Raw genomic sequence first — 24,584 nt, 5'->3', positions numbered from 1 at the left:
CTCAGGGTATCCTCGTAAAGGTCCGGTAATGGTCAGTGGTCAGATAAACCAGCCCGTCGGATGAATAGAGTAACCGGTCTGCGTTACGGTGTCCGCACTGGTAATTAACATCAGCCTCAAACCAGCGCCGGCTGGCAACTTCGGGCAAACGGCCTTCACGGTTCGAGAAGTGATCTCCGCCGATAGCCTTCCCCGGTAAGACGTCACACAAATTCGCTGCGGAGGGATCCCAGCCCTGGCGGCGCGCCTCGCCTTTACGTATATAGAAATCCGGCAGACGGTGGTGCTGATGTATCCAGGCTGCTACCTGATTTGCCGATGTCAGTGCCGTAATGTCAGCAGCACGGGTACCTGACGGGGCAGAAACGGGAACCGCTGAATGGCGGGAGTTGTGGTTTTCAGAATGTTCAGGTGAAGATTTAAGACCCAGCCAGCAGGCAAAAAGGGCAATAATTAACCCGCCCCAGAGTTTTTTAGACATAATAAATTCCTTAGATAAGCAAATTTACTATACCTGTTTTTTAGCCTTCTGGCTGCCGGCATCAATATCTGCAGACAAATGGCGGGTTGCTGTCCCGCTGAAGAGAGCTTATGTCCCTGCTCTGCCGTCACTCTGTGGCTGAAATAACCGCGACAGCGCTGGCCACTGCAGGCGGCCATCTGACGAGGAAAATTAATGCATATAGTGCTGAGGCGCATCGCCGGAAGAACGACGCCATGTTCCGGGGGCCATACCGAATTCGCGTTTAAAACTACGATTGAAGGATTGCTGTGAGTCAAAACCCATCGAAATAGCGACACTCAGGATCGGTTCATTGGTTGTAGTGAGTCTGTCAGCAGATTTTTCGAGTTTTTTCTTACGAATATATTCACCCAGCGCATAACCCGTATGCTCTTTAAACATACGTTGCAGGTGCCATTTGGAGTAACCTGCCCGTTCAGCCACCAGATCAAGATTAAGACGGCTTTCGATATGATTATCAATCCAGCTGATTAAATCATGGAAAAAAGCATTGTTCATCGGTCTCTCCGTCGCGACTAAAAGAAATAGTATCAATTGCAGTTGCATTTAATGGTGCGCCAATCCGCATTAAAATGCAAACATAATTGATACATTAAATGCCTTACTGATTCAGTGGGAATTGAGTTACCGCCGCCGCGGGTGCCTCGCGGCGGCTGTGCAGCATCATTCTGCGGCTACCGGCCCGCGGGCTATTCTGCAGTCTGACCGTCTGCCAACAGGGGTTCTTTCTGCGGCCGGGTATTATGGCCCGCTTTGCCGGTAATTTCGGCCAGTGCGGTTGCCACAGAACGTGTGGCCAGTACATTCAGAGATGCCTGTTCCGCTTCTGCGGCAAGGGATTTAAAATACCAGCAGACATTGGCACTGACGATACAACAAGGCTTCTTAACATCTGGCCGGGAGTTGAGCAGTTTTTTTTCATCAGTCACCGACAGATAGATATCGCGCAGAGAAATTTCGGCTGCCGGACGACCGAGATGGATAGACCCGGTACGGCCAAGGGTTGTAACGATTATTCCGTCACGGGTGAGAGGCACCATAAGTTTACGGATTAGACTGGGATTAGATTCCAGGCCTTTAGCAAGGATAGCACTGGTGGAACGTTCACCCTGTTGCTCTGCCATAGCAACACTGAGAACCATCTGTAGTGCTGTAGGAAAGCGATAATCTAGCATTTATGTTCCTCTGGGAAAGGGAAGGTAATAAGCCTGAATGGCATGTGGATCCTAACAAAAAAACCCCGGACTGAGAAGCCAGCCCGGGGCCACACCGCACAGAACTTTAAGTCAGACGGCGGCCCAGCATGGCGGCACCCAGTAACCCGCCCTGCTGATGGAGGCTGGCCGGGACGATTAGCGGCTGATCACCGCTGCGCAGGATTCTGGCCCTGACTTCGCGATCCAGTAGTTCAATTAATGCCCTGTCCGATGCCAGTCCGCCCCCGGCAACCACTTTTCCCGGACCGAGGGTATTAATCACCACCGATAATACTTCGCTGACCAGCTGCGACCAGAGATATACTGTCTGCATAGCCCGGGGTTCCTGCCGGTGCCAGTCGTCAATAATGGTACGGCTGTCTGCTGCGTCCATAAAGCAGTGGGCATAAATTCGTTCCAGCCCGCGGGCAGCGCCAAGGGTGTCGAGGCACCCCTGCTGCCCGCAGCCACAAGGTAACCTGGGCAGGTGAAGAGTTTTCCCCCCGTAACGGAATTCCGTGCGGGTCACCGGACCATGTCCCCACTCTCCGGTCAGTCCGCCTGCCCCCCGTATAATCTGTTGCCGGTACACCAGTCCGCCGCCGACACCACTGCCAAGAATAATGCCCAGTACCATTTCAGCGTCTCTGGCGCTGCCCTGTATTGCTTCCGCCAGGGTAAAACAATCGGCGTCGTTGCCTGTCACGACCGGACGCTGAAAAATCGACGATAGCTCTTGTGCTACCCGGTGACCGTTAAAGGCAGGAAGATTACCTGCAAGGATCGTATCAGCCTGCTGGTCGACTACCCCGGCGGCCGAAATGGCAACCGGTGATCCGCGGCTCAGTAACGGTGCAGCCTGTGCCAGTAACTGCTGTAGTGCCGCGCATAATGCCGGCCAGTCCCGCGCCGGCACCGGTAAACTGCCAATGGTCTGTAGCTGATCATCCGGCATCATTACGGCACTTTTAATAAAAGAGCCGCCAATATCAAAGCACATTACTGCTGTATTCATAGTTACACCCGGTCAGACCCCTGTCTCAGAAACGGGCACAGTATAAAGTGATTACCGCGGGGTGAAAACGCCGATAACTTTCCCTGAGACTGCCCCTGCCCTTTTCCCTTCGCCCTTTGCTGGTGAAAACCGGCCAGCGACGGTGCTGCCTCTGGCATTTATCGGAAATATGAAGTATGTTGTAACTAATATAGCCTTCGTCACGGAATCAATACTATGCGTTACACTCTGGTGTCTGAAATGCGGGAATGCATTAATCTGATGGAACATCAGTTGCGGCAACTCGCGGATACTTTGCAGCAGTTACCGCTGCTGGCGGCAAGAGTATTTTCTCTGCCACCGGTGATGAAAGGTGATGAGCAGAATGCAACAGAAACTATCTCCGTACAGCAATTCACCGGGCAGACCGCCCGGGAGATGGCACTCGGACATTTACAACGTTTGTTTATGCAGCAACAGTCAGAAAACGTCAGTACCCGCGCGGCGGTCAGACTGCCCGGGGCACTCTGTTTTAAAACGGATCGGGCTGCCTTTGAGCAGTTACAACAGCAGACCGACGGGATTAACCAGCTGAAATTACTACTGGAGCAACTGATTACCCGTGATTCAGGTCTGTCTTCAGAAGCACGTTTCCCGTTTGTCCACCAGCACTTTCCGGGGCTGATTACCCTTAACGCCTACCGTTCCGTCACCCTGCTGCCGGCCCCGGCCTCTGTACATTTCGGCTGGGCCAATAAACATATTATCAGGAATGTCAGTCGCGATGAGATTTGCCAGCAGCTGGAAAAAAGCCTCAGTGCTGGCAGGGCTAAAGCGCCCTGGACCCGCGAGCAGTGGGCAGAGAAAGTGGCTGCTGAACTGGAATTGGTTGCCGCTCTGCCCGCGGATGCCCGGCTGAAAATAAAGCGTCCGGTAAAAGTACAGCCTGTGGCCCGTCTCTGGGATCGGCAGAAGAAGCAACAGCGTCAGCTGCCCTGCCCGACCCCCCTGATTTTTTGCTGCCCTGACCACAATGTGCCGGTAATCGGTGAATTAACAAACTATGACCAGCAGGCGATTAATCACCGCTATAAACCCGCGGCACAACCGATGACGTTATTAATTCCGCGGTTATGGTTGTGGCAGGCCAGCGATAATCCCTGAAAGAGAGTTTTATCAGGATGACTGTTTCATACTGCTGACCATATCTTCAGGACGAACCCAGCGGTCAAACTGTTCTTCAGACAAATACCCCAGCTGTAATGCCGCGGCTTTCAATGTCAGCCCCTGTTTGTGGGCTGTTTTAGCAATTTCGGCAGCCTTGTCGTAGCCGATATGCGTGTTCAGCGCCGTGACCAGCATCAGCGAGTCATTCAGTAACTGGCTGATACGAGCACGGTCAGGCTCAATGCCTGCCGCACAATGCCGGTTAAAACTGTCCATCCCGTCAGCCAGCAGCCGGACGGATTGCAGGACGTTATTGATAATCATCGGCCGGTATACATTCAGCTCAAAATTCCCGGAAGCCCCGCCGATATTAACCGCAACATCATTTCCCATGACCTGACAACACAGCATGGTCAGGGCTTCACACTGAGTCGGATTGACTTTGCCCGGCATAATGGAGCTGCCCGGCTCATTTTCCGGAATCGATAATTCGCCAATACCGCAACGGGGTCCGGAAGCCAGCCAGCGAACATCATTAGCTATCTTCATCAGTGACGCCGCCAGCCCTTTCAGGGAACCGTGTAAGTGGACTAATGCATCACAACTGGCGAGAGATTCGAATTTATTGGGTGCAGTAACAAAGGGCAGCCCCGTATATTCCGCCAGCACGGCAGCCACCCGTACCGCATATTCAGGATGAGTATTGAGTCCGGTGCCGACGGCCGTCCCGCCCAGCGCCAGCTCAGCAATATGGGGGAGGCTATATTCCAGATGGCGCCGGTTATGCTGTAGCATGGCCACCCAGCCGGAGATTTCCTGGCCGAGGGTTAAGGGAGTGGCATCCTGCAGGTGGGTGCGGCCGATTTTGACAATATCCTGAAACTGCTCTGATTTTTCCGCCAGTACACGGGTCAGGCCTGCCAGTTGCGGCAGCAGTTGCTGGCGTACAGCTATCAGAGCAGCAACGTGCATAGCGGTCGGAAAAACATCATTAGAGCTCTGACTTTTGTTGACATCATCATTCGGATGAATCAGCCGCTGCATACCCCGTTCCCCGCCGAGAATTTCACTGGCGCGGTTAGCCAGCACTTCATTCATATTCATATTGGTCTGGGTACCGGAACCGGTCTGCCAGACTGCCAGCGGGAACTCCTGCAGGTGCCTGCCTTCCAGCACTTCATCAGCCGCACGGATAATGGCATGGCTGCGATCTTCCGGCAGTAGCTGTAGCTGCCGGTTTACCACTGCCGCTGCGCGTTTGGTCATAGCGAGTGCATTGATCAGTCCTGTCGGCATTTTCTCGACAGAGATACGGAAATGCTCCAGCGAACGCTGAGTCTGTGCTCCCCAGAGTCTGTCTGCCGGTACGTCAACCGGCCCCATGGAATCTTTCTCAGTACGATGAACTGTCATTATTTTCTCCTGATGACTGACATGATTTACCGGCGGACAGGCGACCAGTTTCTTTTCCTGCCGGAAGAAAAAATATACAACATTTTAACATTTTCCGCTGCCTGTGATGATCCGGTGGTTATTTTGGTATTTTCTGCTGCGGGATGCGATAAATCTGGTTTTTTACACAATTGCGGCTTATCTGTACAACTGATGCCCCCTGATACCTATCTTGTGATCGGATTATTGTGGAAACAGTGCTATCTTCTGAAGGGATTAACCATTTTCCCGCACATATGCCGGCATCAGGCTATCGGGATACAGCAAAGTCGCAGATACGGACCGGGCTACGGCACATGGTCTGTGGCTTTCACTGCCGTTAGCGGCCGGATATAAGAGATAAAAGGACAACTCACTGATGAAGAAAACGAATGTTGCCCTGGGTGTAGTAATTGCACTGGGTGTGGTCTGGACCGGCGCGTCATGGTTCACAGGTAAGAAAACTGAATCTGATATTGACCAGCTTATCACCCGGGCGAATCAGCAAATTGCCACAAATTTTCCTGACAGCCATCTGCAGCTGACCAAACAGAATTATCAGCGCGGTGTGTTCAGTTCACATCTGCAACTGGTATTACAAAGCTCCGCCGGGGCGACTGACAGCAGTTTCCTGCCACCGGGCAAGCAAATTATACTGAATGAAACTATCGATCACGGCCCTTTCCCCCTGTCGCAACTGAAACGTTTTAATCTGATCCCGGCTGCAGCTTCCGTGCATTCAGAACTGGTCAGTAATGATCAACTGAAAGGATTATTCAGCTTGTCTGGCGGCCAGTCTCCGGTTACCGCCGATACACGTCTGAGTTACACAATGGCCACCGATACCCGGATCAATGTGCTGCCACTACAGTATGCAGATGACAGCGGCAAAGCGACCAGCCAGGCATCTGTATTTGATATCGCGGCAGACAGCCAGCAGAATCACATCAGTTTCAGTGCTGAAATTGGCGACTTGCTGCTCAGCTTTAAAAATGACAGTAAATTACCGGTAAACATCGCGCTCAGCGGCCTGAACCTTTCCGGCACCAGCTATCTGAGCGATGAAGGGCTGCGGCTGGGATCTCAGAAACTCAGCTTATCGTCACTTGAGACTAAAGTGGATTCACAACCGGCTCTGGCGATTAAAGGGGCTGATCTCAATAGTCACTTTAACGATAAACAGGGGAAAACCGGCGGTAAAATCAACTACACCATCGATGACCTGTCCCTGCGACAACAGTCTCTGGGGAGTGCCGCCCTGTCCATCACCCTGAGTAATTTTGACACCCGGTCAGTAAAACAGTTTTATGATAATTATAACCAGGTGGTTCAGGAGAATCTGTCGGCGATTGCTGCCGGCAGTCAGCAGGATCCTCAGGAGATGCAGCAATCGGTGAATGCTGCTGTTTTGCAAAACTTGCCGTTACTGCTGAAAGGTGCGCCGGTAGTGTCGATAGATTCCCTGTCGTTGAAGAATAACCGGGGTGAAAGCCATTTCAGCCTGCAGGCAGACTTTAATGATCCGGCCGCCAACACAGTGGCTCCCCAGTCACTGTCTCAGCTGACCGACCGTTATATGAAAAACCTCAATGCTTCCCTGTCAATTAACATGCCAATGGCACAGCAGTTAGTGACAGTGCTCGGTGAAACTCAGGGGTATACGGCGGCGGCGGCGCAACAATCGGCGGAGCAGCAAATTAAAGGTCTGGCGGCGATGGGGGAAATGTTCCGTCTGACGAAAGTCAAAGATCAGGACATTGTGACCGAATTGCATTACGGCCAGGGTGACGTGACCATTAATGGTGACAACATCCCCCTTGAGCAGTTTATTCAGCAATACGTTCCGTTGTTACAGGGCGATGGTCAGCAGTAACCCCCGATGCATTAACGGCACTGTTTTTACAGTGCCGTTAATGATCACCGTACAGGCAAAAAAAACGAACCCGGCGGGTTCGCTGACAGGCAATACAGCCTCAGAAGGATTGCCTTGCGGGCAGAAGACCTTGATATCTGTTGCCGGCAGTTCAGCTTCCGGCATCAGCAGTTCAGGGGCATGCTATCAACGTACTTTATCACAGTCAGAGCACATCCATCAGTCTGTCGACAACCACCTGTCCGTGCTGGTCACGCTGAGTAATACGATAGCTGGCTGAGTAAGAGCGGCGGCAATTCAGTTTATCAAACAGATCAACAGTCCCTTTTTGCTGACCATCTTTACCGACGATAATCCACTGATTGACTTCTTCCTGACCACGATTTTTAAGTTTAACCATCTGAGCATGTTTCAGCTGGTCGCCTTCTTCAATTTGCAGATAATCTGTTAACATTTTCCTGACTCCCGATTGACTTCAGACATCATATTGCGGAACATTTGTCCATTCAATCGAATATACTAATCGAAATATCCCTGTAATAAAAAGGGGCTTATTAATTAAAACTGCATACTTATCATTACAGTAACCATTTCCCCCCCGCGGGCAGAGCGTAAATTACTGGTGTTTTACCCCCGGATATTTTTATACTATTACGCACTTTTTACATTTTTTTGCGAGTGCGCCATGATCGATACAACTTTTCCCCTGACTGACCTCCACCGGCACCTCGACGGCAATATCCGTGCGCAGACCATTCTTGACCTCGGCCGGGAGTTTAATCTTGCGTTACCGGCAAATGATTTATCCTCACTGCTGCCCCACGTACAGGTGATGTCCACACAACCTGATTTGGTCAGTTTCCTGCAGAAACTCGACTGGGGAGTCAAAGTATTAGGATCTCTGGATGCCTGCCGCCGCGTGGCTTTTGAGAATGTCGCCGATCTTGCTGCCGCAAAGATACAGTATGCAGAATTACGGTTTTCACCAGGCTATATGGCAATGACCCACCAGTTGCCTGTCGCCGGGGTTACCGAAGCAGTGATTGAAGGGGTACGTCAGGGATGCCAGCAGTTTGATGTAAAAGTCAATCTGATAGGTATTATGAGCCGTACCTTTGGCGAAGCGGCCTGTCGCGAAGAGCTTGCAGGCTTACTGGCCCACCGGGACCATATTACCGCTGTTGACCTGGCCGGAGATGAACTGGGCTTCCCTGGCAGTCAGTTCCTGAGCCACTTTAACAAAGCGCGCGATGCCGGATTCCGGGTGACGGTACATGCCGGTGAAGCTGCTGGCCCGGAAAGTATCTGGCAGGCTATCCGTGAATTAGGGGCAGAGCGTATCGGCCATGGTGTTAAAGCGATACAAGACCCGGCACTGATGGATTATCTGGCTGAGTATGGCATCGGTATTGAATCCTGTCTGACCTCGAATATCCAGACCAGTACTGTAGCGTCACTGCAGGAGCATCCCCTGAAAAGCTTCCTGCAACACGGTGTGATGGCCTGCCTGAATACGGATGATCCTGCGGTCCAGGGTATCGAACTGCCTCATGAGTATCAGGTGGCCGCACCGGCCGCCGGGCTGAGCCCGGAAGAGATCCGCCAGGCACAGGAAAATGGGCTGTATATGGCGTTCCTCAGTCAGGCAGAAAAACAGGCCTTACGTGACAAAGTGGCCGGCTGAGTATGTAAACAGGGTTCCGGTCTGTGCCGAAGGCGCAGACCGGCTGCCCTGATACACATATAAACAGCGGGGTTAATCACTGCTAATTTAATTCTGAGTGCGAAAGCCGCTAACAAAAAAACCGACATGGTTGTTATACACCTCCTAATCCCTGATAATACTTACCTTTCAACCCCCATGGCACGACAATGACTGACTATCTATTACTCTTTGTTGGCACAGTATTAGTAAATAACTTTGTGCTGGTGAAGTTTCTTGGCCTCTGCCCTTTTATGGGTGTTTCCAAAAAGCTGGAAACCGCTATCGGGATGGGTCTGGCGACAACATTTGTTATCACACTGGCATCGATTTGCGCATGGCTGGTGAACCATCTGATCCTGGTCCCGCTGGATTTGGTCTACCTGCGTACCATGGCATATATCCTGGTAATTGCGGTGACTGTGCAATTTACCGAAATGGTAGTGCGCAAAACCAGTCCGTCTTTATACCGGTTACTGGGTATTTTCCTGCCGCTGATTACCACCAACTGTGCAGTGCTGGGTGTGCCGTTACTCAGTGTTAACCTGAAACATACGTTTCTGCAGGCTGCATTGTATGGATTCAGTGCCTCACTCGGCTTTTCGCTGGTAATGGTGCTGTTTGCCGGAATTCGTGAACGTCTGGTACTGGCTAATGTACCGGCGCCCTTTAAAGGTTCTTCCATCGCTCTGGTCACTGCCGGACTGATGGCGCTGGCATTTATGGGCTTTAGCGGGCTGGTGAAATTCTGATGACCGCGATTTGGATTGCTATTGTTGCACTGAGTATTCTCGCATTAATGTTTGGTGCCCTGCTGGGCTATGCTTCACGCCGTTTCAGGGTCGAAGAAGATCCTATCGTTGAACAGATTGATGAGCTGTTGCCCCAGAGTCAGTGTGGACAGTGTGGTTATCCCGGCTGCCGTCCTTATGCTGATGCGGTCGGCAACCAGGGAGAGATGATCAATAAATGTGCACCCGGCGGTGAGCAGACCATGCTGAAACTGGCGGCACTGCTGAATGTTGATCCGCAGCCAATTGACGGTGATGAATCGGCAAAATCTCCGGAAGCCAAAGTGGCATGGATTGATGAAGCCAACTGTATTGGCTGTACTAAATGTATTCAGGCCTGTCCGGTGGATGCGATTGTCGGCTCGACCCGCGCCATGCATACCGTACTGACGGATTTATGTACCGGCTGTGATTTATGCGTTGCCCCCTGCCCGACCGATTGCATCGAAATGCGCCCGGTAGCCACCACCACTGCTAACTGGAAATGGGATTTAAATTCCATTCCTGTCCGTGTTATTCCGGTAGAACATCATGCTTAATCTGTTTTCTCGTTTTCGTACCGATAAAATCTGGGACTTTAAAGGGGGGATCCATCCGCCGGAGATGAAGACCCAGTCTAACGGCACGCCGCTGGCGGGCTTACCCTTACCTGAACAGTTTATTATCCCGTTAAAGCAGCATCTCGGCCAGGAAGGTGAACTGCTGGTACAACCGGGTGATCACGTCTTGCGCGGACAAGCGCTGACCTTTGGCCATGGCCGGATGTTACCGGTACATGCCCCCAGTTCAGGGACCGTGACAGCTATTGCGCCCCATATTACGGCACACCCTTCCGGCCTGTCTGAACCCTGTATTTTTATTCAGCCGGATGGTGAAGACCGCTGGATTGAACGGCGTACCGTGACCGATTATCAGCAATATGACCGTCGTGAAATTATCCGTATTATCCATGATGCCGGGGTGGCCGGGCTGGGTGGCGCCGGATTCCCGACAGCAACTAAGCTTAATGGCGGATTACAGGGCGTTAACACTCTGATTATTAACGCTGCTGAATGTGAACCCTATATTACCGCCGATGACCGTCTGATGCAGGACTATGCACAGGAAGTACTGACCGGCTGCAGGATCCTGCGCTGGCTGTTACAGGCAGATCAGGTGCTTATCGGGATAGAAGATAACAAACCTGAGGCCATCCGTAGCCTGAAAAAAGCATTAGCCGGCGATAACGACCTGATTATTCGTGTTATCCCGACCAAATACCCGTCCGGCGGTGCGAAACAGCTGACCAGGATACTCACCGGCCGGGAAGTTCCTCATGGCGGGCGTTCTGCCGATATTGGCGTGCTGATGCAAAACGTCGGCACCGCGTTTGCCGTAAAACGGGCAGTGATTGATGGTGAGCCACTGACTGAGCGGGTCGTCACCCTGACCGGTGAAGCGCTGGCGCAACCTCGTAATGTCTGGGGACGAATCGGCACCCCGGTCAGCCACCTGCTGCAACAGGCCGGTTTTACTGCCAGCCCGCAGCCGATGGTGATTATGGGTGGCCCGCTGATGGGATTTACACTGCCCTCTCTGCATGTCCCGATGGTGAAAATCACCAACTGTTTACTGGCACCATCCATCGCAGAAATGGGTAACAATGACAGTGAACAATCCTGTATCCGTTGCAGTGCCTGTGCTGATGCCTGCCCTGCCGGGCTGTTGCCACAACAGCTGTACTGGTATTGCCAGGGCGGAGATCACGAAAAAGCCCGGGCCTATAACCTGAATGATTGTATCGAATGCGGTGCCTGTGCCTATGTCTGCCCGAGTAATATTCCGCTGGTGCAGTATTATCGTCAGGAAAAAGCAGAGTTGTTACAGATTGATCTCGAAGCCCGCAGGACAGCGGAAGCTAAAGCTCGTTTCGAGGCCCGTCAGCAGCGACTTGAACGGGAAAAACAGGCTCGTGAAGCAAAACATGCTGAAGCGAAACGCAGAGTCTCAGCCAGCGAACAAAGCGAAATTTCTGCGGCTATCGCGCGGGTAAAAGCCCGCTCCGCAGCGGCCGGCGAAGAAGTCCGTGTTCAGGCCGGGACGGTACCTGATAATGCGGCAGCCATAGCACAACGTGAAACACGTAAAGCTGAGGCCAGAGCCAGGAAGCAAGCACAAACGGCACCCGCCGCTGCGGCAGCGCCAGAAGTTGCTGCAGATAACGCTGTGGCGGAAGACCCGCGTAAAGCCGCAGTCGCCGCCGCCATTGCCCGTGCTAAAGCCAGAAAAGAAGCACAAACGGCACCCGCCGCTGCGGCAGCGCCAGAAGCCGCTGCAGATAATGCTGTGGCAGAAGACCCGCGTAAAGCCGCAGTCGCGGCCGCCATTGCCCGTGCTAAAGCCAGAAAAGAGGCACAAACGGCACCCGCCGCTGCGGCAGCGCCAGAAACCGCTGCAGATAACGCCGTGGCGGAAGACCCGCGTAAAGCCGCAGTCGCCGCCGCCATTGCCCGCGCTAAAGCAAAAAAATCCGCACAGGCTACCGCTATGGAACAACAGACCTCCGCGACGCCTGTGTTGCAGAATAGGACATCAGAGGAATAAATGGCTTTTCGTATTGCAAGTTCACCTTATACTCATAACCGGCACAGTACTCACCGGATTATGACCATTGTTCTGCTGGCCGCCCTGCCGGGGCTGGCTGCCCAGTGGTATTTTTTCGGTTACGGTAACCTGATCCAGGTGATCCTCGCGGCACTGACTGCCTGGGCCTGTGAAGGTCTGGTACTGCGCCTGCGCCAGCAACCCGTGTTACCGGTGCTGTCCGATAATTCGGCCTTACTGACAGCACTTCTGCTGGGAGTCAGTCTTCCGCCACTGGCTCCCTGGTGGCTGATAGTCCTCGGAACCGCCTTCGCGATTATTATTGCGAAACAATTATATGGCGGGCTGGGACAGAATCCGTTTAACCCGGCGATGGTCGGTTATGTGGTGCTGCTGATCTCTTTCCCGGTGCAGATGACCAGCTGGCTGCCCCCAGAGGCATTACAGTCAGTGAAACCCGGTCTGATGGACAGCCTGAATATGATCTTTACCGGTCATACGGGTGGCGGTTTATCGATGCAGGCTCTGCAATCAGGTATTGACGGAGTCAGTCAGGCTACCCCTCTGGACGGGTTTAAAACGGGTCTGCGCGCCGGACATTCCGCCAGCCAGCTACTGGCTGAGCCCATTTTTCAGGGGGTTCTCGGTGGTCAGGGCTGGCAGTGGGTGAATGTCGGATTTCTGGCCGGTGGCCTGTTTATGCTGTTTAAAGGCACTATCCGCTGGCATATTCCGGTCAGTTTTTTACTGGCGCTGACTTTCTGTGCCACCGTTGGGTGGTGGTTATCTCCTGGCAGCCTGGCCTCGCCGATGATGCAGCTGTTCTCCGGCGGAACCATGCTCGGGGCATTTTTTATTGCCACTGACCCTGTATCTGCATCAACAACCGATAAGGGACGTCTGGTATACGGTGCCCTGACTGGCCTGCTGACCTGGCTTATCCGCAGTTTTGGCGGATACCCGGACGGTGTGGCTTTTGCCGTACTGCTGGCAAATATTTGCGTCCCTCTCATTGATTACTACACTCAGCCGCGGGTGTATGGCCATCGTAAGGAATAACCGATGCTCGATACTATCCGAAAAAACGGCGTCACCCTGGCAGTATTTGCTGCTATTACTACCGGTATGACGGCGGTGATTAATATGGTGACCAAACCAACGGTAGAACATCAGATGGCACTGGAACAAAAAGCATTACTCGACCAGGTCGTTCCGCCATCTCTGTATAATAATAAACTGCAGCAGGAATGCTATGTGGTGCGTGATAAGTCATTAGGCAATATGGACCCGCACCATTTATATCTGGCACGCAAGGATGGTGTTCCGGTGGCCGTGGCACTGGAAACCACTGCTCCCGACGGTTATTCAGGGGCTATCCAGATGCTGGTCGGTGCCGACTTCCACGGCAAGGTTCTCGGCGTGCGTGTCGTCGAACAGCATGAAACCCCGGGGCTGGGGGACAAAATTGAATTACGCATTTCTGACTGGATAACGCATTTTTCGGGGGTGGTATTACAGGGCCCTTATGATCGCCATTTTGCGGTTAAGAAAGACGGCGGGGATTTTGACCAGTTTACCGGGGCAACGATTACTCCCCGCGCGGTAGTTAATGCTGCCAAACGTACCACCCTGTATATTGAAACACTGCCATCGCAGCTATCATCGCTGCCAGAATGTGGAGATACTCAATGAGTGAAGCTAAAAACTTACTGATCGGCGGTCTGTGGAAAAATAACTCCGCGCTGGTTCAGTTACTGGGCCTGTGCCCGTTACTGGCGGTGACGTCTACCGCCACTAACGCCCTCGGGCTGGGGCTTGCCACCACCCTGGTGCTGACCATAACTAACAGCGCCATTTCATTATCGCGGCGCTGGATGCCGTCAGAAATTCGTATTCCGATTTATGTAATGATTATTGCCTCGGTCGTCAGTTGCGTACAGATGCTGATCAGCGCTTATGCACACAGTCTGTACCAGTCACTGGGGATTTTTATTCCGTTGATCGTGACCAACTGTATTGTGGTTGGTCGTGCCGAAGCCGTGGCCTCTAAATCCAGTGTTGCACTTTCAGCGCTCGATGGTTTTTCTATCGGAATGGGAGCCACCTGTGCCATGGTCACCCTCGGGTCTCTGCGTGAGATTATTGGCAACGGTACTATCTTTAACGGTGCTGACCAGTTACTCGGCCCCTGGGCGAAAGTTCTGCGTGTTCAGGTATTCCATTTCGATTCGCCGATGTTACTGGCTATGCTGCCGCCGGGCGCATTTATCGGTCTTGGTATGTTACTGGCCGTCAAATACCTGATCGATCAGCGCACCCGTCAGTATGCTGAACGCAAAGCCGAAGCCGCAAAACTGGCTGAAAGCCCTTCGCCGGCGGTCGCGGCCACCCGGTTACAGACCGGAAAAGCGTCGTGAATAAAGAGAAACGTTATCAGATCCTTAGCCGGCTGCGGGCCAATAACCCGCATCCGACCACTGAACTTAATTTCAGCTCACCGTTCGAATTGTTAATCGCTGTGTTGCTTTCGGCTCAGGCAACGGATGTCAGTGTCAATAAAGCAACTGTCGGGCTGTTTGCCAAAGCCCCTGACCCGGAGAGCATGCTGGCACTGGGAGAAGACGGCGTCCGTGATGCGATAAAAACCATCGGACTGTTTAACAGTAAAGCGGCAAATGTGATTAAAACCTGTCAGATACTGGTGAATCAGCATCAGAGCCAGGTGCCGGAAAGCCGTGAAGCCTTAGAAGCATTACCCGGGGTGGGCAGAAAAACAGCGAATGTAGTACTGAATACGGCATTTGGCTGGCCGACCATCGCGGTGGATACCCATATCTTCCGTGTGTCGAACCGTACCGGCTTTGCCCCCGGTAAAAATGTCGATCAGGTCGAACAAAAATTACTCAAAGTCGTCCCTGCTGAATTTAAAGTGGACTGTCATCACTGGCTGATCCTGCTCGGGCGGTATACCTGCATTGCCCGTAAACCTCGCTGTGGTTCCTGTCTGATAGAAGATTTATGCGAATTTCGCGACAAAACTGACTAAAAATTTCAAAAAAAAAATTTTTTTGTTAATCCACAGACAGATATCCGCCCGCGGACCTGTCTGACATTAGCAATATAAATCAATAAGTTACTGTAGTGTCTTTTTTTTTACTGTAAACCAACTCTGCCATTTCTGTTATTTTCACCCATTCCGTTTACTATTACACTTCGCTTTTTACATCAGAACAAAACCCCACAAAACAAAATATCGATAGCATAAAAACACAATAAATAAAAATAAAACAGGATGACACCCTTTAAATTTGCATAATAAAAACATTAAAAGCCAAAACCACTGCCATTGCATTACCTGCACTAATTTATTATTCTTTCTATCGGATTGTTACGTATTTTCGATATTTAATTATCCTGCGCACTTTGTTAACAACTTTAAAATCTATGCAATGCAGTCTGTCAGTCATTCAACTGGTGATTATGCCGTATCGTTTTTATCGTCTGAATCAGATGTCCGCACTACCTATAAAAAACAACGATCATGCAAAATTATACGCATGGCACGCACTTAATTCCTGACGTAAAACAGGGTCATCATACACCGAGGTAATAGTGTCTACTGCAAACAAACATAATAAAGAGGCTGTCAGTATGAATGCCTTTCGGCAACCGAAAGCGTTCTATCTGATTTTCACCATCGAGCTCTGGGAGCGTTTTGGTTACTACGGTTTACAGGCAATAATGGCTGTTTACCTGGTCAAACAGTTGGGGATGTCAGAAGCTGACTCTATCACCCTGTTCTCTTCTTTCAGTGCGATGGTTTATGGCCTGACGGCGATCGGCGGCTGGTTAGGTGACAAAGTTCTGGGAACCAAGCGGGTTATCGTCCTCGGGGTGATTGTACTGGCGCTGGGTTATTCACTGATCGCCTTCTCCGGCCATCATGTTGATGTGGTCTATCTGGGGATGGCAACCATTGCTGTCGGCAGCGGACTGTTTAAGGCGAACCCGTCGTCTTTACTGTCTACCTGTTATGAGAAAGATGACCCGCGTATTGATGGTGCATTCACCATGTTTTATATGTCCATCAATATCGGCTCCCTGTTCTCAATGATGCTGACCCCATGGCTGGCAAATCAATACGGCTGGAGCGTGGCATTCTCATTGTCCGTCGTCGGACTGGTATTTACGCTGATTAACTTCCTGAGCCTGAAATCGCTGGTTAAAAAGCACGGCTCTGCGGCCGACTTTGCCCCGCTGCATACAGGTAAACTGCTGGCGACGCTGGCTGGTGTGGTGGTACTGATCGCCGTTGCCAGCGGGTTACTGCATCACCAGTCTGTGGCGCGGATTGCTTTACTGGTAATCGCTATCGGTATTGTACTGGTATTCGCGAAAGAAACCTTTGCCCTGCAGGGTGCTGCGCGCCGCAAAATGATGGTGGCATTTATTCTGATGGTCGAAGCTATCGTCTTCTTCGTGCTGTATATGCAGATGCCGACATCACTGAACTTCTTTGCCATCCGCAATGTTGAACACCAGATCTTTGGGATTACTTTCCAGCCGGAGCAGTTCCAGGCACTGAATCCGTTCTGGATTATGGTATGCAGCCCGTTACTGGCGATGCTGTACAACAAACTGGGTGATCGCCTGCCGATGCCGTTTAAGTTCTCTATCGGTATGCTGTTATGTTCGGGGGCGTTTCTGGTACTGCCGCTGGGGGCAGAGTATGCCAGTGAACAGGGTATTGTTTCGGTAAACTGGCTGATCCTCAGTTACGCATTACAGAGTATTGGTGAACTGATGATTTCCGGACTGGGTCTGGCGATGGTTGCACAACTGGTTCCGCAGCGACTGATGGGCTTTATTATGGGGTCCTGGTTCCTGACGACTGCCTGCGCTGCCGTTATTGCCGGTAAAGTCGCCGGACTGATGGCGGTACCTGGCGATGTGACCAATCCTGTAGAATCACTGGTGGTATATAGCCACGTCTTCAAACAAATCGGGATCACTACACTGATCATTGCTGCGGTAATGCTGGTTTCCGCGCCATTGCTTCACAAAATGACCCGCGACTGATGCTGCGCTAAATTCCGAATCCCCGCCAGCCTGCTGACGGGGATTTTTTTTGTCCGCCGCAGGATTTCCCTTTGCTCAGCTGCGGATATATTCCTGTACTCTGTTTGTCAGCCACGCCATACACAGTCTCCGCGGTACGGGTCACACTGCCCGTTGACGCCACACAGACAACCACCTGAACTGCCTGAGTTTTATCCATCCCTTCCCGGGGTTGTCGAAAACGAAACAGTGAACTGTAATCAGGACCATTTATTATCAAATTATTGGCAAACAGGATGGTGACTGGATTCCCTTTTTCTTCACGGCGTAAATATGAGCCAGAACATTACACTCATTAGCGGCGAACGCCGGGGGGCGGGTAAAAATGCAGCCTTAAAACTCGCTGCCAGAGGATATCGGGGATGCGGTCAGTGCCATACTCAGTGACGAAACCGGCGGATTGAGGCTTCCGGCGGCCAGGCGCTGTAACAGCGGCGAAATTACCGGATTTGATCATTACAGGCAGGGCCATCGACCCGCGACGGCCCTGCCGTTAAGAGCATTTAACTTAATCGTTCCGCCACAAACTGATGAACGGGAATCGCTATCTGGTCCTGGGCTGCCACCAGTTGCAGCTCGTATTCTCCCATCTGATGGGTTTTAATCATTACTTCATATACTGCAGCAGTGACATGTTCAAGGGCATCCTGCATTGATTTACCGTGCAGCAGATCCACCAGCAGTAAACCACTGGTCAGGTCTCCCACGCCGACCGGCTGGCGTACCCCGAAATCGACCAGCGGACGCTGGATATGCCAGGCTTCATCTGCGGTCACTAACAGCATTTCGAACTGGTCGCTGCGTTTTCCGGCCCGTGACAGATGTTTCACCAGCACAATACGGGGTCCCTGTGCAATTAACTGGCGACAGGCGTCAATACATTCATCAATATTATGCAATTGCCGGTCACTGAGCATTTCCAGCTCCAGCAGATTTGGCGCAATAATATCACTGGCCGGCAGAGAGTATTTACAATGAAATTCGGCCACTCCGGGGGCGACAATACAGCCTTTTTCCGGATGCCCCATCACCGGGTCACAGAAGTACCATGCCTGCGGATTCACCGTTTTCACTTCACGCACGATTTCCAGGATCTTCTCACCCTGTTCTGCTGAGCCAAGATAACCACTCAGTACCGCATCACAGGTTTTCAGGCGATCGATTTCTGCAATACCTTTGACAATGTCTGTCAGATGCGATGCCGGCATAACCGTACCCGTCCAGTGACCATACTGGGTATGGTTCGAAAACTGAACCGTATTTAATGGCCAGACATTGGCCCCCATTCTGCGCATCGGAAATTCTGCGGCGGCATTACCTGCATGCCCGTAAACAACATGTGATTGTATTGCAAGAATATTTTTCATTATTGTATGACGTCTTTCGCTTAATTTAACCGTAAAAAAGGCCGGAGACCGGCCTTTATCGTTTACTGTTTATTGCCAGTTTATCAGGCAGTAATGCTTTTTACCGCGACGTAATACGGTGTAACGACCAAATAACTTGTCGTCTGCGCTGAAACGGTATTCAGCATCCGATTGTTTTTGTCCGTTAACGGAAACAGCGTTGGACGAAATTAACGTGCGAGCCTGACCACGGGAAGGTACCAGTTCTGCAACGACCAGGGCTTGTTGCAGATCATCTCCTTCTGAAAGAGTGACCGCCGGCATACCGTCCTGAGCCAGCTGGGCAAGATCAGCTTCCGTCAGTGAATTCAGGGATCCGGAGAATAAGCTTTCCGTAATACGGCGGGCAGCTGCCAGGCCTTCTTCCCCATGCACCAGCCGGGTCACTTGTTCAGCCAGGACGTACTGGGCGCGCGGTGCTTTACCGCTCTGCTGATCTTCTTGCTGCAGGGCATTAATTTCTTCAATGCTCATAAAGGTGAAGAATTTCAGGAAGCGATACACATCGGCATCGGCGGTATTGATCCAAAACTGATAGAACTTATACGGACTGGTTTTACTGGCATCCAGCCACACAGCACCACCTTCGGTTTTACCGAATTTGGTTCCGTCAGATTTGGTAATTAACGGCACAGTCAGACCAAACACCTGGTTCTGATGTAAACGGCGGGTCAGATCGATACCGGAAGTGATATTCCCCCACTGATCAGAACCACCGATCTGCAGGCTGACACCGTGCAGTTTGTTCAGACAGGCAAAATCATATCCCTGCAATAAGTTATATGAGAATTCCGTAAACGAAATGCCCTGGTCATCACGGTTCAGACGCTGTTTTACCGCTTCTTTGTTAATCATCTGATTCACAGAGAAGTGTTTACCAATATCACGCAGGAACGTCAGAACATTCATCCCGCCGAACCAGTCATAGTTGTTGGCCGCAATCGCGCTGTTGTCACCACACTCAAAGTTCAGGAACGGGGAGACCTGTTGGCGGATTTTTTCCACCCATTCGCCGACGGTTTCTGAGGTATTCAGTTTACGCTCACTGGCTTTAAAACTCGGGTCACCGATAAGTCCTGTGGCACCACCGACCAGCGCGACCGGTTTATGGCCAGCATCCTGAAAACGTTTCAGGCAAAGTAACGGTACCAGATGGCCCAGATGTAAGCTATCTGCGGTAGGATCAAAGCCGCAATACAGTGCAATAGGCCCTTGTGCCAGTCGCTCTGATAACGCCTCTTCATCCGTTACCTGGGCGATCAGGCCCCTTTCCTGCAATTGTTGTATCAGGTTACTGCTGGTCATTAACGACTCCAAATTGAACAGACTGCACCTTTGCTGGTACACAGCTTTCCGCCAACGGCGGAAAAAATAAGGTGCATAGAATAAAACGCACGGACAAACTGTTCCAGTAGTGAAATAGCTTATTTCGCAAAATCAGGGTGCCAGACGATCAATTTTCCAGCAGTCGTTCTGATATTGGTAAATAAAACGATCATGCAGCCGCCGCGCACCGCCCTGCCAGAATTCCATGGTATGAAATCTGACCCGGTACCCTCCCCAGAAATCCGGTAACGGTACTTCACCGCGCATAAATTTCTGACTGATTTCGAGGAATTTACCTTCGAGGATCCCCCGGGCCGAAATCCGGCTCGATTGTCTGGAAACCCAGGCACCAATCTGACTGTCGCGGGGACGGCTGCTGAAATATTTCAGCACCTCACCGGCAGTGAGTTTTTCTGCCTCACCGAGCACCATCACCTGACGATCCAGCATATGCCACGGGAAATGCAGGGATATTTTCGGGTTATTAGCCAATTGCTGCGCTTTACGGCTGCCAAGGTTAGTATAGAAAATCATACTGTTATCATCGTATTGTTTCAGTAATACAATCCGCTGATAGGGTTGCCCCTGCTCATCGACTGTCGCCACGCACATTGCCGTCGGGTCCGGCAGCCGGGCTTCACAGGCCTGGCTGAGCCACTGACCGAATAACGCCATCGGATGTTCAGGCAGATCCTTACGTCTTAATCCCCCGCGGGTATATTCACGACGCAGGTCGGCTATATTTTGTAACGGTTCACTCTCATTAGTCATTTTAGCTAACTCATTAAAAAACAACACCAGCACTATTTACATCGCCCTCGTTAACAGGGGCGGGCCTGTTACTCGTCTGCCAGCAGACTGGCAGGGAAAATGGCACCGAGCAGAGTAAAATCTCTGGCGCCGGTCACCGCTGGCAGGTTACCGGGCAGTCCAGATAAGGTACGAAATGCCAGCCAGGCAAAAGCCAGCGCTTCCATATCATCGCTGCTGATCCCCGCATCATCTGTTTTCCCCACGGCAGTCCCCGGCAGCAGGGCCGAAATACGCGCCATTAATGCCCGGTTATGGTTTCCTCCGCCACAGACCAGCAGACGATCACAGTGTCCGTTTAAGCGGATTTGCTGCACGATACTCATGGCGGTTAATTCCAGTAAGGTGGCCTGAACATCACTGGCGGCAAGTCCCGGCAAGCGCTGTAACTGCTTTTCGACCCACGACAGATTAAAGTATTCCCGGCCAGTACTTTTCGGTGTCGGTAACGAGAACCAGGGATCGTCCAGCATCTGTTTCAGCAATACAGGGATAACTTTACCACTACTGGCCCAGCGACCATCCCGGTCAAAACGTTGTTGCCGGTTACGCCATATCCATGCATCCATCAGAATATTTCCCGGCCCGGTATCAAAACCACAGATAGTCTGCCCCGGAAACAGCAGTGAGAGATTGGCAATTCCGCCAATATTCAGTACCACCCGCCGTTCGCCGGGATGCATGAGTACTGCACGGTGAAACGCCGGAACCAGAGGCGCTCCCTGCCCCCCCAGCGCCATATCTCGCCGGCGAAAATCCCCGACCACCGTAACGCCAGTCCGGGCGGCTATCTGATTATTGTCTCCCAGTTGCAGGCTGAAAGGCGCATCACCTTCCGGTTCATGCCAGACGGTTTGCCCGTGACAGCCAATGCCGACAATATCCGACGGGTTCAGGGACTCACGGCGCATCAGAGTTTCTATGGCTTCACTGAACAACTGCCCGAGGCGTGAATCAAGCCGGCCTATTTGTGACAACGTCACGGGCTGCCCCTGGCAGACATCCAGTATCTGCTGCCGAATGTCGAGCGGCATAGGATGACAATAACTGGCTTGCTGGGCAACGATATGTTCGTCTATGGCCGCCAGCACAACATCCACTCCGTCCAGGCTGGTGCCTGACATTACTCCGATATATCGTCCCGACTTCATGTTAACCTCAGTTTACGGCGCTGCTGGCTGTCAGCCGCCCGCTGATTATTAGTGACTTATATTGTGAACAGGATAACAATTGATCATCAATTAATTGAATACATTTTGCCGATGATTGAATTATCGTTTATGCACACAGTTCCAGAATGTCATGCTGATAATTGCAAAAATCGCTTCAAAATGCACAATTTGCTTTATAATTGGATGATAGCGTGGTCAAAGGTGCGCAAATTGCGCCGATTTTTGAAAGGAGTTTCTGAATGATTAAACGTTTAACTGCTGTTGCTGCGGTTGCCCTGGCACTGACCGGATGTGTCAATGACAATAATTTGTCCGGTGATGTCTATAGCGCCAGCGAAGCCAAACAGGTGCAGAGTGTTTCCTACGGGACGCTGATTTCCGTACGCCCGGTAAAAATCCAGGCAGGCGGTGACAGCAATGCTATTGGCGCAATCGGTGGTGCAGTGCTGGGTGGCTTCCTCGGTAATACTATCGGTGGTGGTGCCGGACGCAGCCTGGCGACAGCCGGTGGTGCAGTACTGGGCGGCCTGGCCGGTCAGGGCGTACAGGGCAGCCTGAATACTTCACAGGGCGTTGAGCTGGAAATCCGTAAAGATGACGGCAACACCATTATGGTTGTTCAGAAACAAGGCAATACCCGTTACTCTGCGGGTATGCGTGTGGCTATCGCCACTGATGGCAGCCAGGTAACGGTTTCCCCCCGCTAAGACTCCTCAATATTAAAGAACCCGTCTGACGACGGGTTCTTTGTCTGTAAAAAATTAGCTGTTTATTGTCCGGTTATTCCGTCAGATAAAATTGTCACTGACTCTCTTTTCCTTGCAGTTCGACAATGTTTTTTTCCAGCCTGCCGATAAGCTTCCCCAGTGTGGAAATTTCTGAATCGGATAATCCGTCAAGAATATCTTCACGACTGCGATCAATCACACCTTCCAGCTGCTCAATGACCGGTGCTGCGGCCTCTGTCAGGGTGATTCTTTTAGCCCGGCGATCATCGGCACAAGGGAGCCTGCTGATAAGCCCCTTGCTTTCCAGCTGATCGAGTGTTCTGACCAGTGAAGGCTGTTCGATACCAATCGCTTTAGCCAACTGTATTTGTGACTGTTCCGGAGGTAACTGGTGAATATTATGCAATGTCACCCACAGGGTCTGGGTCAGGCCCAGGGGTTTCAGTCTGTTATCAATGACTGCGCGCCACATACGCACCAGTCTGGCAAGATCAGTGCCTAATGAAGACTCCATACAACCCCCTTATAATTAGCTTGCTAAGCATTATTTTCGATCTTACACTATTTTGCGGTTTTCAGGGAGTAATTACAAATGCCTGATGCAGAAATCATTTTCTGCTTTTCTTCTGCTGTATTTTTGCTGACAAGGATTGCCAGATATGAACTGGAGTAGCCATCCGCCTTTTTCTTCCCTGACCGAACTGGTGCTGGGGGATTCTTTATTTTTTCCGCCGATATTTAAGCCTGTTTTACTCGGCTTTTTCTTCTGGCTGATGATCCATCCGCTGATCAGAGCACGGATGTACTCCGGTGTTTTCTGGCACCCGACGCTGATGGACCTGTCCCTGTTTATCCTGTGTGTTGCCGGCGCATTTGGCTTGCTCAGCCTGAGATAATGACTTATGAAAGTGAATCTTCTGAAGTATTTTACGACCCTGATAGTGTTTGCTATTGCCCTGATTGCCGGCTGGTGGATGTGGAACTACTATATGCAATCCCCCTGGACCCGTGACGGGAAGATACGTGCCGAACTGGTAAATATTACGCCTGAAGTATCGGGCCGGATTATTTCGGTTAATGTTACTGACAACCAGTTTGTCCGCCGGGGTGACTTACTGGTAACCCTGGATGAGGTACCGCTAAAAATAGCGGTGGATAATGCGCAGGCATTACTGGCCAGGTCACAGGCCGATTTACTGAAAGCGCGCCATGAACAGCAACGCCGTGCCCGTCTGCCGAAAAATATTATTTCAGCAGAAGATATGGATATCGCACGCCAGACGGCAGATGCCATGCAGGCCAGCGAAAAAGCTGCACAAGCCAGCCTGGATAAAGCCCTGTGGGACCTGCAACGGACCAAAATTTATGCTCCGGTCGATGGATGGATTACTAACCTGACTCTCCGCGCAGGTAACTATGCCAGTGAAGGTTCACCATTATTTGCTCTGCTGGACAGCCACTCCTATTACGTAATGGGATACTTTGAAGAGACCAAACTGCGCCATATCCGTGACGGTGACCCGGCCAGAATAGTACTTTACAGTAATGGCGACACACTGACCGGTACCGTGTTAAGTATCGGCCGCGCTATCTACGACCAGAATATTGAGGCCGACGGGCTGGTTCCGGAAATAAAACCTACCGTGCCCTGGGTAAGGCTTGCTCAGCGCGTACCGGTACGCATCCGGCTGGACAAAGTCCCGGACAATATTCAGCTGGTTGCAGGAACTACCTGCACTATTGTTATTCGCCGGTGACCCGCAG

The 24,584-nt window shown here is 51.5% G+C and carries 27 protein-coding genes; 14 read left to right on the top strand and 13 right to left on the bottom strand.

What is annotated here, in order from left to right; genetic code table 11:
- Position 1: 1 nt before the first annotated feature.
- The 4 genes from JK211_RS01425 to JK211_RS01410 form a co-directional block, all read right to left on the bottom strand.
- On the bottom strand, positions 2-481 hold the full coding sequence (locus JK211_RS01425) for a ribonuclease domain-containing protein (protein WP_212706886.1): 480 nt from the start codon (positions 479-481) through the stop codon (positions 2-4).
- A gap of 192 nt (positions 482-673) precedes the next feature.
- The gene (locus JK211_RS01420) at positions 674-1,021 is read right to left on the bottom strand and encodes a helix-turn-helix domain-containing protein (RefSeq protein WP_212706885.1); all 348 of its coding nucleotides are present in this window, start codon (positions 1,019-1,021) and stop codon (positions 674-676) included.
- A gap of 191 nt (positions 1,022-1,212) precedes the next feature.
- Positions 1,213-1,698, bottom strand: coding sequence for an Rrf2 family transcriptional regulator (locus JK211_RS01415; RefSeq protein WP_212706884.1), 486 nt, complete (start codon positions 1,696-1,698; stop codon positions 1,213-1,215).
- Positions 1,699-1,804: 106 nt separating this feature from the next.
- The gene (locus tag JK211_RS01410; protein ID WP_212706883.1) at positions 1,805-2,734 is read right to left on the bottom strand and encodes an ROK family protein; all 930 of its coding nucleotides are present in this window, start codon (positions 2,732-2,734) and stop codon (positions 1,805-1,807) included.
- Positions 2,735-2,950: 216 nt separating this feature from the next.
- Between JK211_RS01410 and tus the strand changes: the two genes are divergently transcribed.
- The gene (tus, locus tag JK211_RS01405) at positions 2,951-3,877 is read left to right on the top strand and encodes a DNA replication terminus site-binding protein (RefSeq protein WP_212706882.1); all 927 of its coding nucleotides are present in this window, start codon (positions 2,951-2,953) and stop codon (positions 3,875-3,877) included.
- A gap of 12 nt (positions 3,878-3,889) precedes the next feature.
- On the opposite strand, the gene fumC is transcribed toward tus, so the two are convergent.
- Positions 3,890-5,293 carry a class II fumarate hydratase gene (gene fumC / locus JK211_RS01400; RefSeq protein ID WP_212706881.1) on the bottom strand — a complete coding sequence of 468 codons (1,404 nt, stop codon included), beginning with the start codon at positions 5,291-5,293 and terminating at the stop codon, positions 3,890-3,892.
- A gap of 397 nt (positions 5,294-5,690) precedes the next feature.
- Between fumC and JK211_RS01395 the strand changes: the two genes are divergently transcribed.
- Positions 5,691-7,184: a YdgA family protein gene (locus JK211_RS01395; protein ID WP_212706880.1), complete on the top strand. Its 1,494-nt coding sequence runs from the start codon at positions 5,691-5,693 to the stop codon at positions 7,182-7,184.
- On the opposite strand, the gene JK211_RS01390 is transcribed toward JK211_RS01395, so the two are convergent.
- Both JK211_RS01390 and JK211_RS01385 read right to left on the bottom strand, forming a co-directional pair.
- Complete coding sequence (locus tag JK211_RS01390) at positions 7,161-7,349, bottom strand: hypothetical protein (protein ID WP_212706879.1); 189 nt, start codon at positions 7,347-7,349, stop codon at positions 7,161-7,163. The genes JK211_RS01395 and JK211_RS01390 overlap by 24 nt on opposite strands.
- Before the next feature lie 40 nt (positions 7,350-7,389).
- Positions 7,390-7,638, bottom strand: coding sequence for a hypothetical protein (locus tag JK211_RS01385; RefSeq protein WP_212706878.1), 249 nt, complete (start codon positions 7,636-7,638; stop codon positions 7,390-7,392).
- 231 nt (positions 7,639-7,869) lie between these two features.
- On the opposite strand from JK211_RS01385, the gene add reads away from it, so the two are divergent.
- The 9 genes from add (at position 7,870) to dtpA (ending at position 17,339) form a co-directional block, all read left to right on the top strand.
- Positions 7,870-8,868: an adenosine deaminase gene (gene add, locus JK211_RS01380; protein WP_212706877.1), complete on the top strand. Its 999-nt coding sequence runs from the start codon at positions 7,870-7,872 to the stop codon at positions 8,866-8,868.
- Between the two features lie 188 nt (positions 8,869-9,056).
- A complete protein-coding gene (rsxA, locus tag JK211_RS01375; protein WP_212706876.1) occupies positions 9,057-9,638 on the top strand; it encodes an electron transport complex subunit RsxA in 582 nt (193 codons plus the stop codon).
- Complete coding sequence (gene rsxB / locus JK211_RS01370) at positions 9,638-10,216, top strand: electron transport complex subunit RsxB (protein ID WP_212706875.1); 579 nt, start codon at positions 9,638-9,640, stop codon at positions 10,214-10,216. Before rsxA ends, rsxB begins: the two co-directional genes overlap by 1 nt.
- Positions 10,209-12,260, top strand: coding sequence for an electron transport complex subunit RsxC (rsxC, locus tag JK211_RS01365; RefSeq protein WP_212706874.1), 2,052 nt, complete (start codon positions 10,209-10,211; stop codon positions 12,258-12,260). Before rsxB ends, rsxC begins: the two co-directional genes overlap by 8 nt.
- A complete protein-coding gene (gene rsxD / locus JK211_RS01360) occupies positions 12,261-13,319 on the top strand; it encodes an electron transport complex subunit RsxD (protein ID WP_212706873.1) in 1,059 nt (352 codons plus the stop codon).
- A 3-nt stretch (positions 13,320-13,322) separates the two neighbouring features.
- Positions 13,323-13,952: an electron transport complex subunit RsxG gene (gene rsxG, locus JK211_RS01355; RefSeq protein ID WP_212706872.1), complete on the top strand. Its 630-nt coding sequence runs from the start codon at positions 13,323-13,325 to the stop codon at positions 13,950-13,952.
- Positions 13,949-14,677: an electron transport complex subunit E gene (locus JK211_RS01350; protein ID WP_212706871.1), complete on the top strand. Its 729-nt coding sequence runs from the start codon at positions 13,949-13,951 to the stop codon at positions 14,675-14,677. Before rsxG ends, JK211_RS01350 begins: the two co-directional genes overlap by 4 nt.
- Positions 14,674-15,306, top strand: a complete 633-nt coding sequence (gene nth / locus JK211_RS01345) for an endonuclease III (RefSeq protein WP_212706870.1) — start codon at positions 14,674-14,676, stop codon at positions 15,304-15,306. Before JK211_RS01350 ends, nth begins: the two co-directional genes overlap by 4 nt.
- 566 nt (positions 15,307-15,872) lie before the next feature.
- Complete coding sequence (gene dtpA / locus JK211_RS01340) at positions 15,873-17,339, top strand: dipeptide/tripeptide permease DtpA (RefSeq protein ID WP_212706869.1); 1,467 nt, start codon at positions 15,873-15,875, stop codon at positions 17,337-17,339.
- A 7-nt stretch (positions 17,340-17,346) separates the two neighbouring features.
- On the opposite strand, the gene JK211_RS01335 is transcribed toward dtpA, so the two are convergent.
- The 5 genes from JK211_RS01335 to anmK form a co-directional block, all read right to left on the bottom strand.
- The gene (locus JK211_RS01335; RefSeq protein WP_212706868.1) at positions 17,347-17,538 is read right to left on the bottom strand and encodes a hypothetical protein; all 192 of its coding nucleotides are present in this window, start codon (positions 17,536-17,538) and stop codon (positions 17,347-17,349) included.
- Between the two features lie 343 nt (positions 17,539-17,881).
- On the bottom strand, positions 17,882-18,748 hold the full coding sequence (gene pdxY / locus JK211_RS01330) for a pyridoxal kinase PdxY (RefSeq protein ID WP_212706972.1): 867 nt from the start codon (positions 18,746-18,748) through the stop codon (positions 17,882-17,884).
- A 66-nt stretch (positions 18,749-18,814) separates the two neighbouring features.
- A complete protein-coding gene (gene tyrS / locus JK211_RS01325) occupies positions 18,815-20,089 on the bottom strand; it encodes a tyrosine--tRNA ligase (RefSeq protein ID WP_212706867.1) in 1,275 nt (424 codons plus the stop codon).
- A 132-nt stretch (positions 20,090-20,221) separates the two neighbouring features.
- Positions 20,222-20,881, bottom strand: a complete 660-nt coding sequence (gene pdxH / locus JK211_RS01320) for a pyridoxamine 5'-phosphate oxidase (protein WP_212706866.1) — start codon at positions 20,879-20,881, stop codon at positions 20,222-20,224.
- Positions 20,882-20,949: 68 nt separating this feature from the next.
- On the bottom strand, positions 20,950-22,071 hold the full coding sequence (gene anmK / locus JK211_RS01315; RefSeq protein WP_212706865.1) for an anhydro-N-acetylmuramic acid kinase: 1,122 nt from the start codon (positions 22,069-22,071) through the stop codon (positions 20,950-20,952).
- Between the two features lie 260 nt (positions 22,072-22,331).
- Here anmK and JK211_RS01310 point away from each other — a divergent pair, with 260 nt between their 5' ends.
- Positions 22,332-22,799 carry a glycine zipper 2TM domain-containing protein gene (locus tag JK211_RS01310; RefSeq protein WP_212706864.1) on the top strand — a complete coding sequence of 156 codons (468 nt, stop codon included), beginning with the start codon at positions 22,332-22,334 and terminating at the stop codon, positions 22,797-22,799.
- A 94-nt stretch (positions 22,800-22,893) separates the two neighbouring features.
- On the opposite strand, the gene slyA is transcribed toward JK211_RS01310, so the two are convergent.
- Entirely contained in the window at positions 22,894-23,334 is a 441-nt protein-coding gene (gene slyA / locus JK211_RS01305) for a transcriptional regulator SlyA (protein ID WP_212706863.1), read from the bottom strand.
- A 145-nt stretch (positions 23,335-23,479) separates the two neighbouring features.
- On the opposite strand from slyA, the gene JK211_RS01300 reads away from it, so the two are divergent.
- Both JK211_RS01300 and JK211_RS01295 read left to right on the top strand, forming a co-directional pair.
- Entirely contained in the window at positions 23,480-23,716 is a 237-nt protein-coding gene (locus tag JK211_RS01300; RefSeq protein WP_212706862.1) for a DUF1656 domain-containing protein, read from the top strand.
- A 6-nt stretch (positions 23,717-23,722) separates the two neighbouring features.
- On the top strand, positions 23,723-24,577 hold the full coding sequence (locus JK211_RS01295) for an HlyD family secretion protein (RefSeq protein ID WP_212706861.1): 855 nt from the start codon (positions 23,723-23,725) through the stop codon (positions 24,575-24,577).
- Positions 24,578-24,584 lie beyond the last annotated feature (7 nt).

Origin of the sequence: Tatumella sp. JGM130 (assembly GCF_018257525.1) — a bacterium.
GTDB lineage: Bacteria > Pseudomonadota > Gammaproteobacteria > Enterobacterales > Enterobacteriaceae > Tatumella > Tatumella punctata.
The sequence above is the reverse complement of the archived record's forward strand: the minus strand, read 5'-3'. Positions and strand labels throughout refer to the sequence as shown.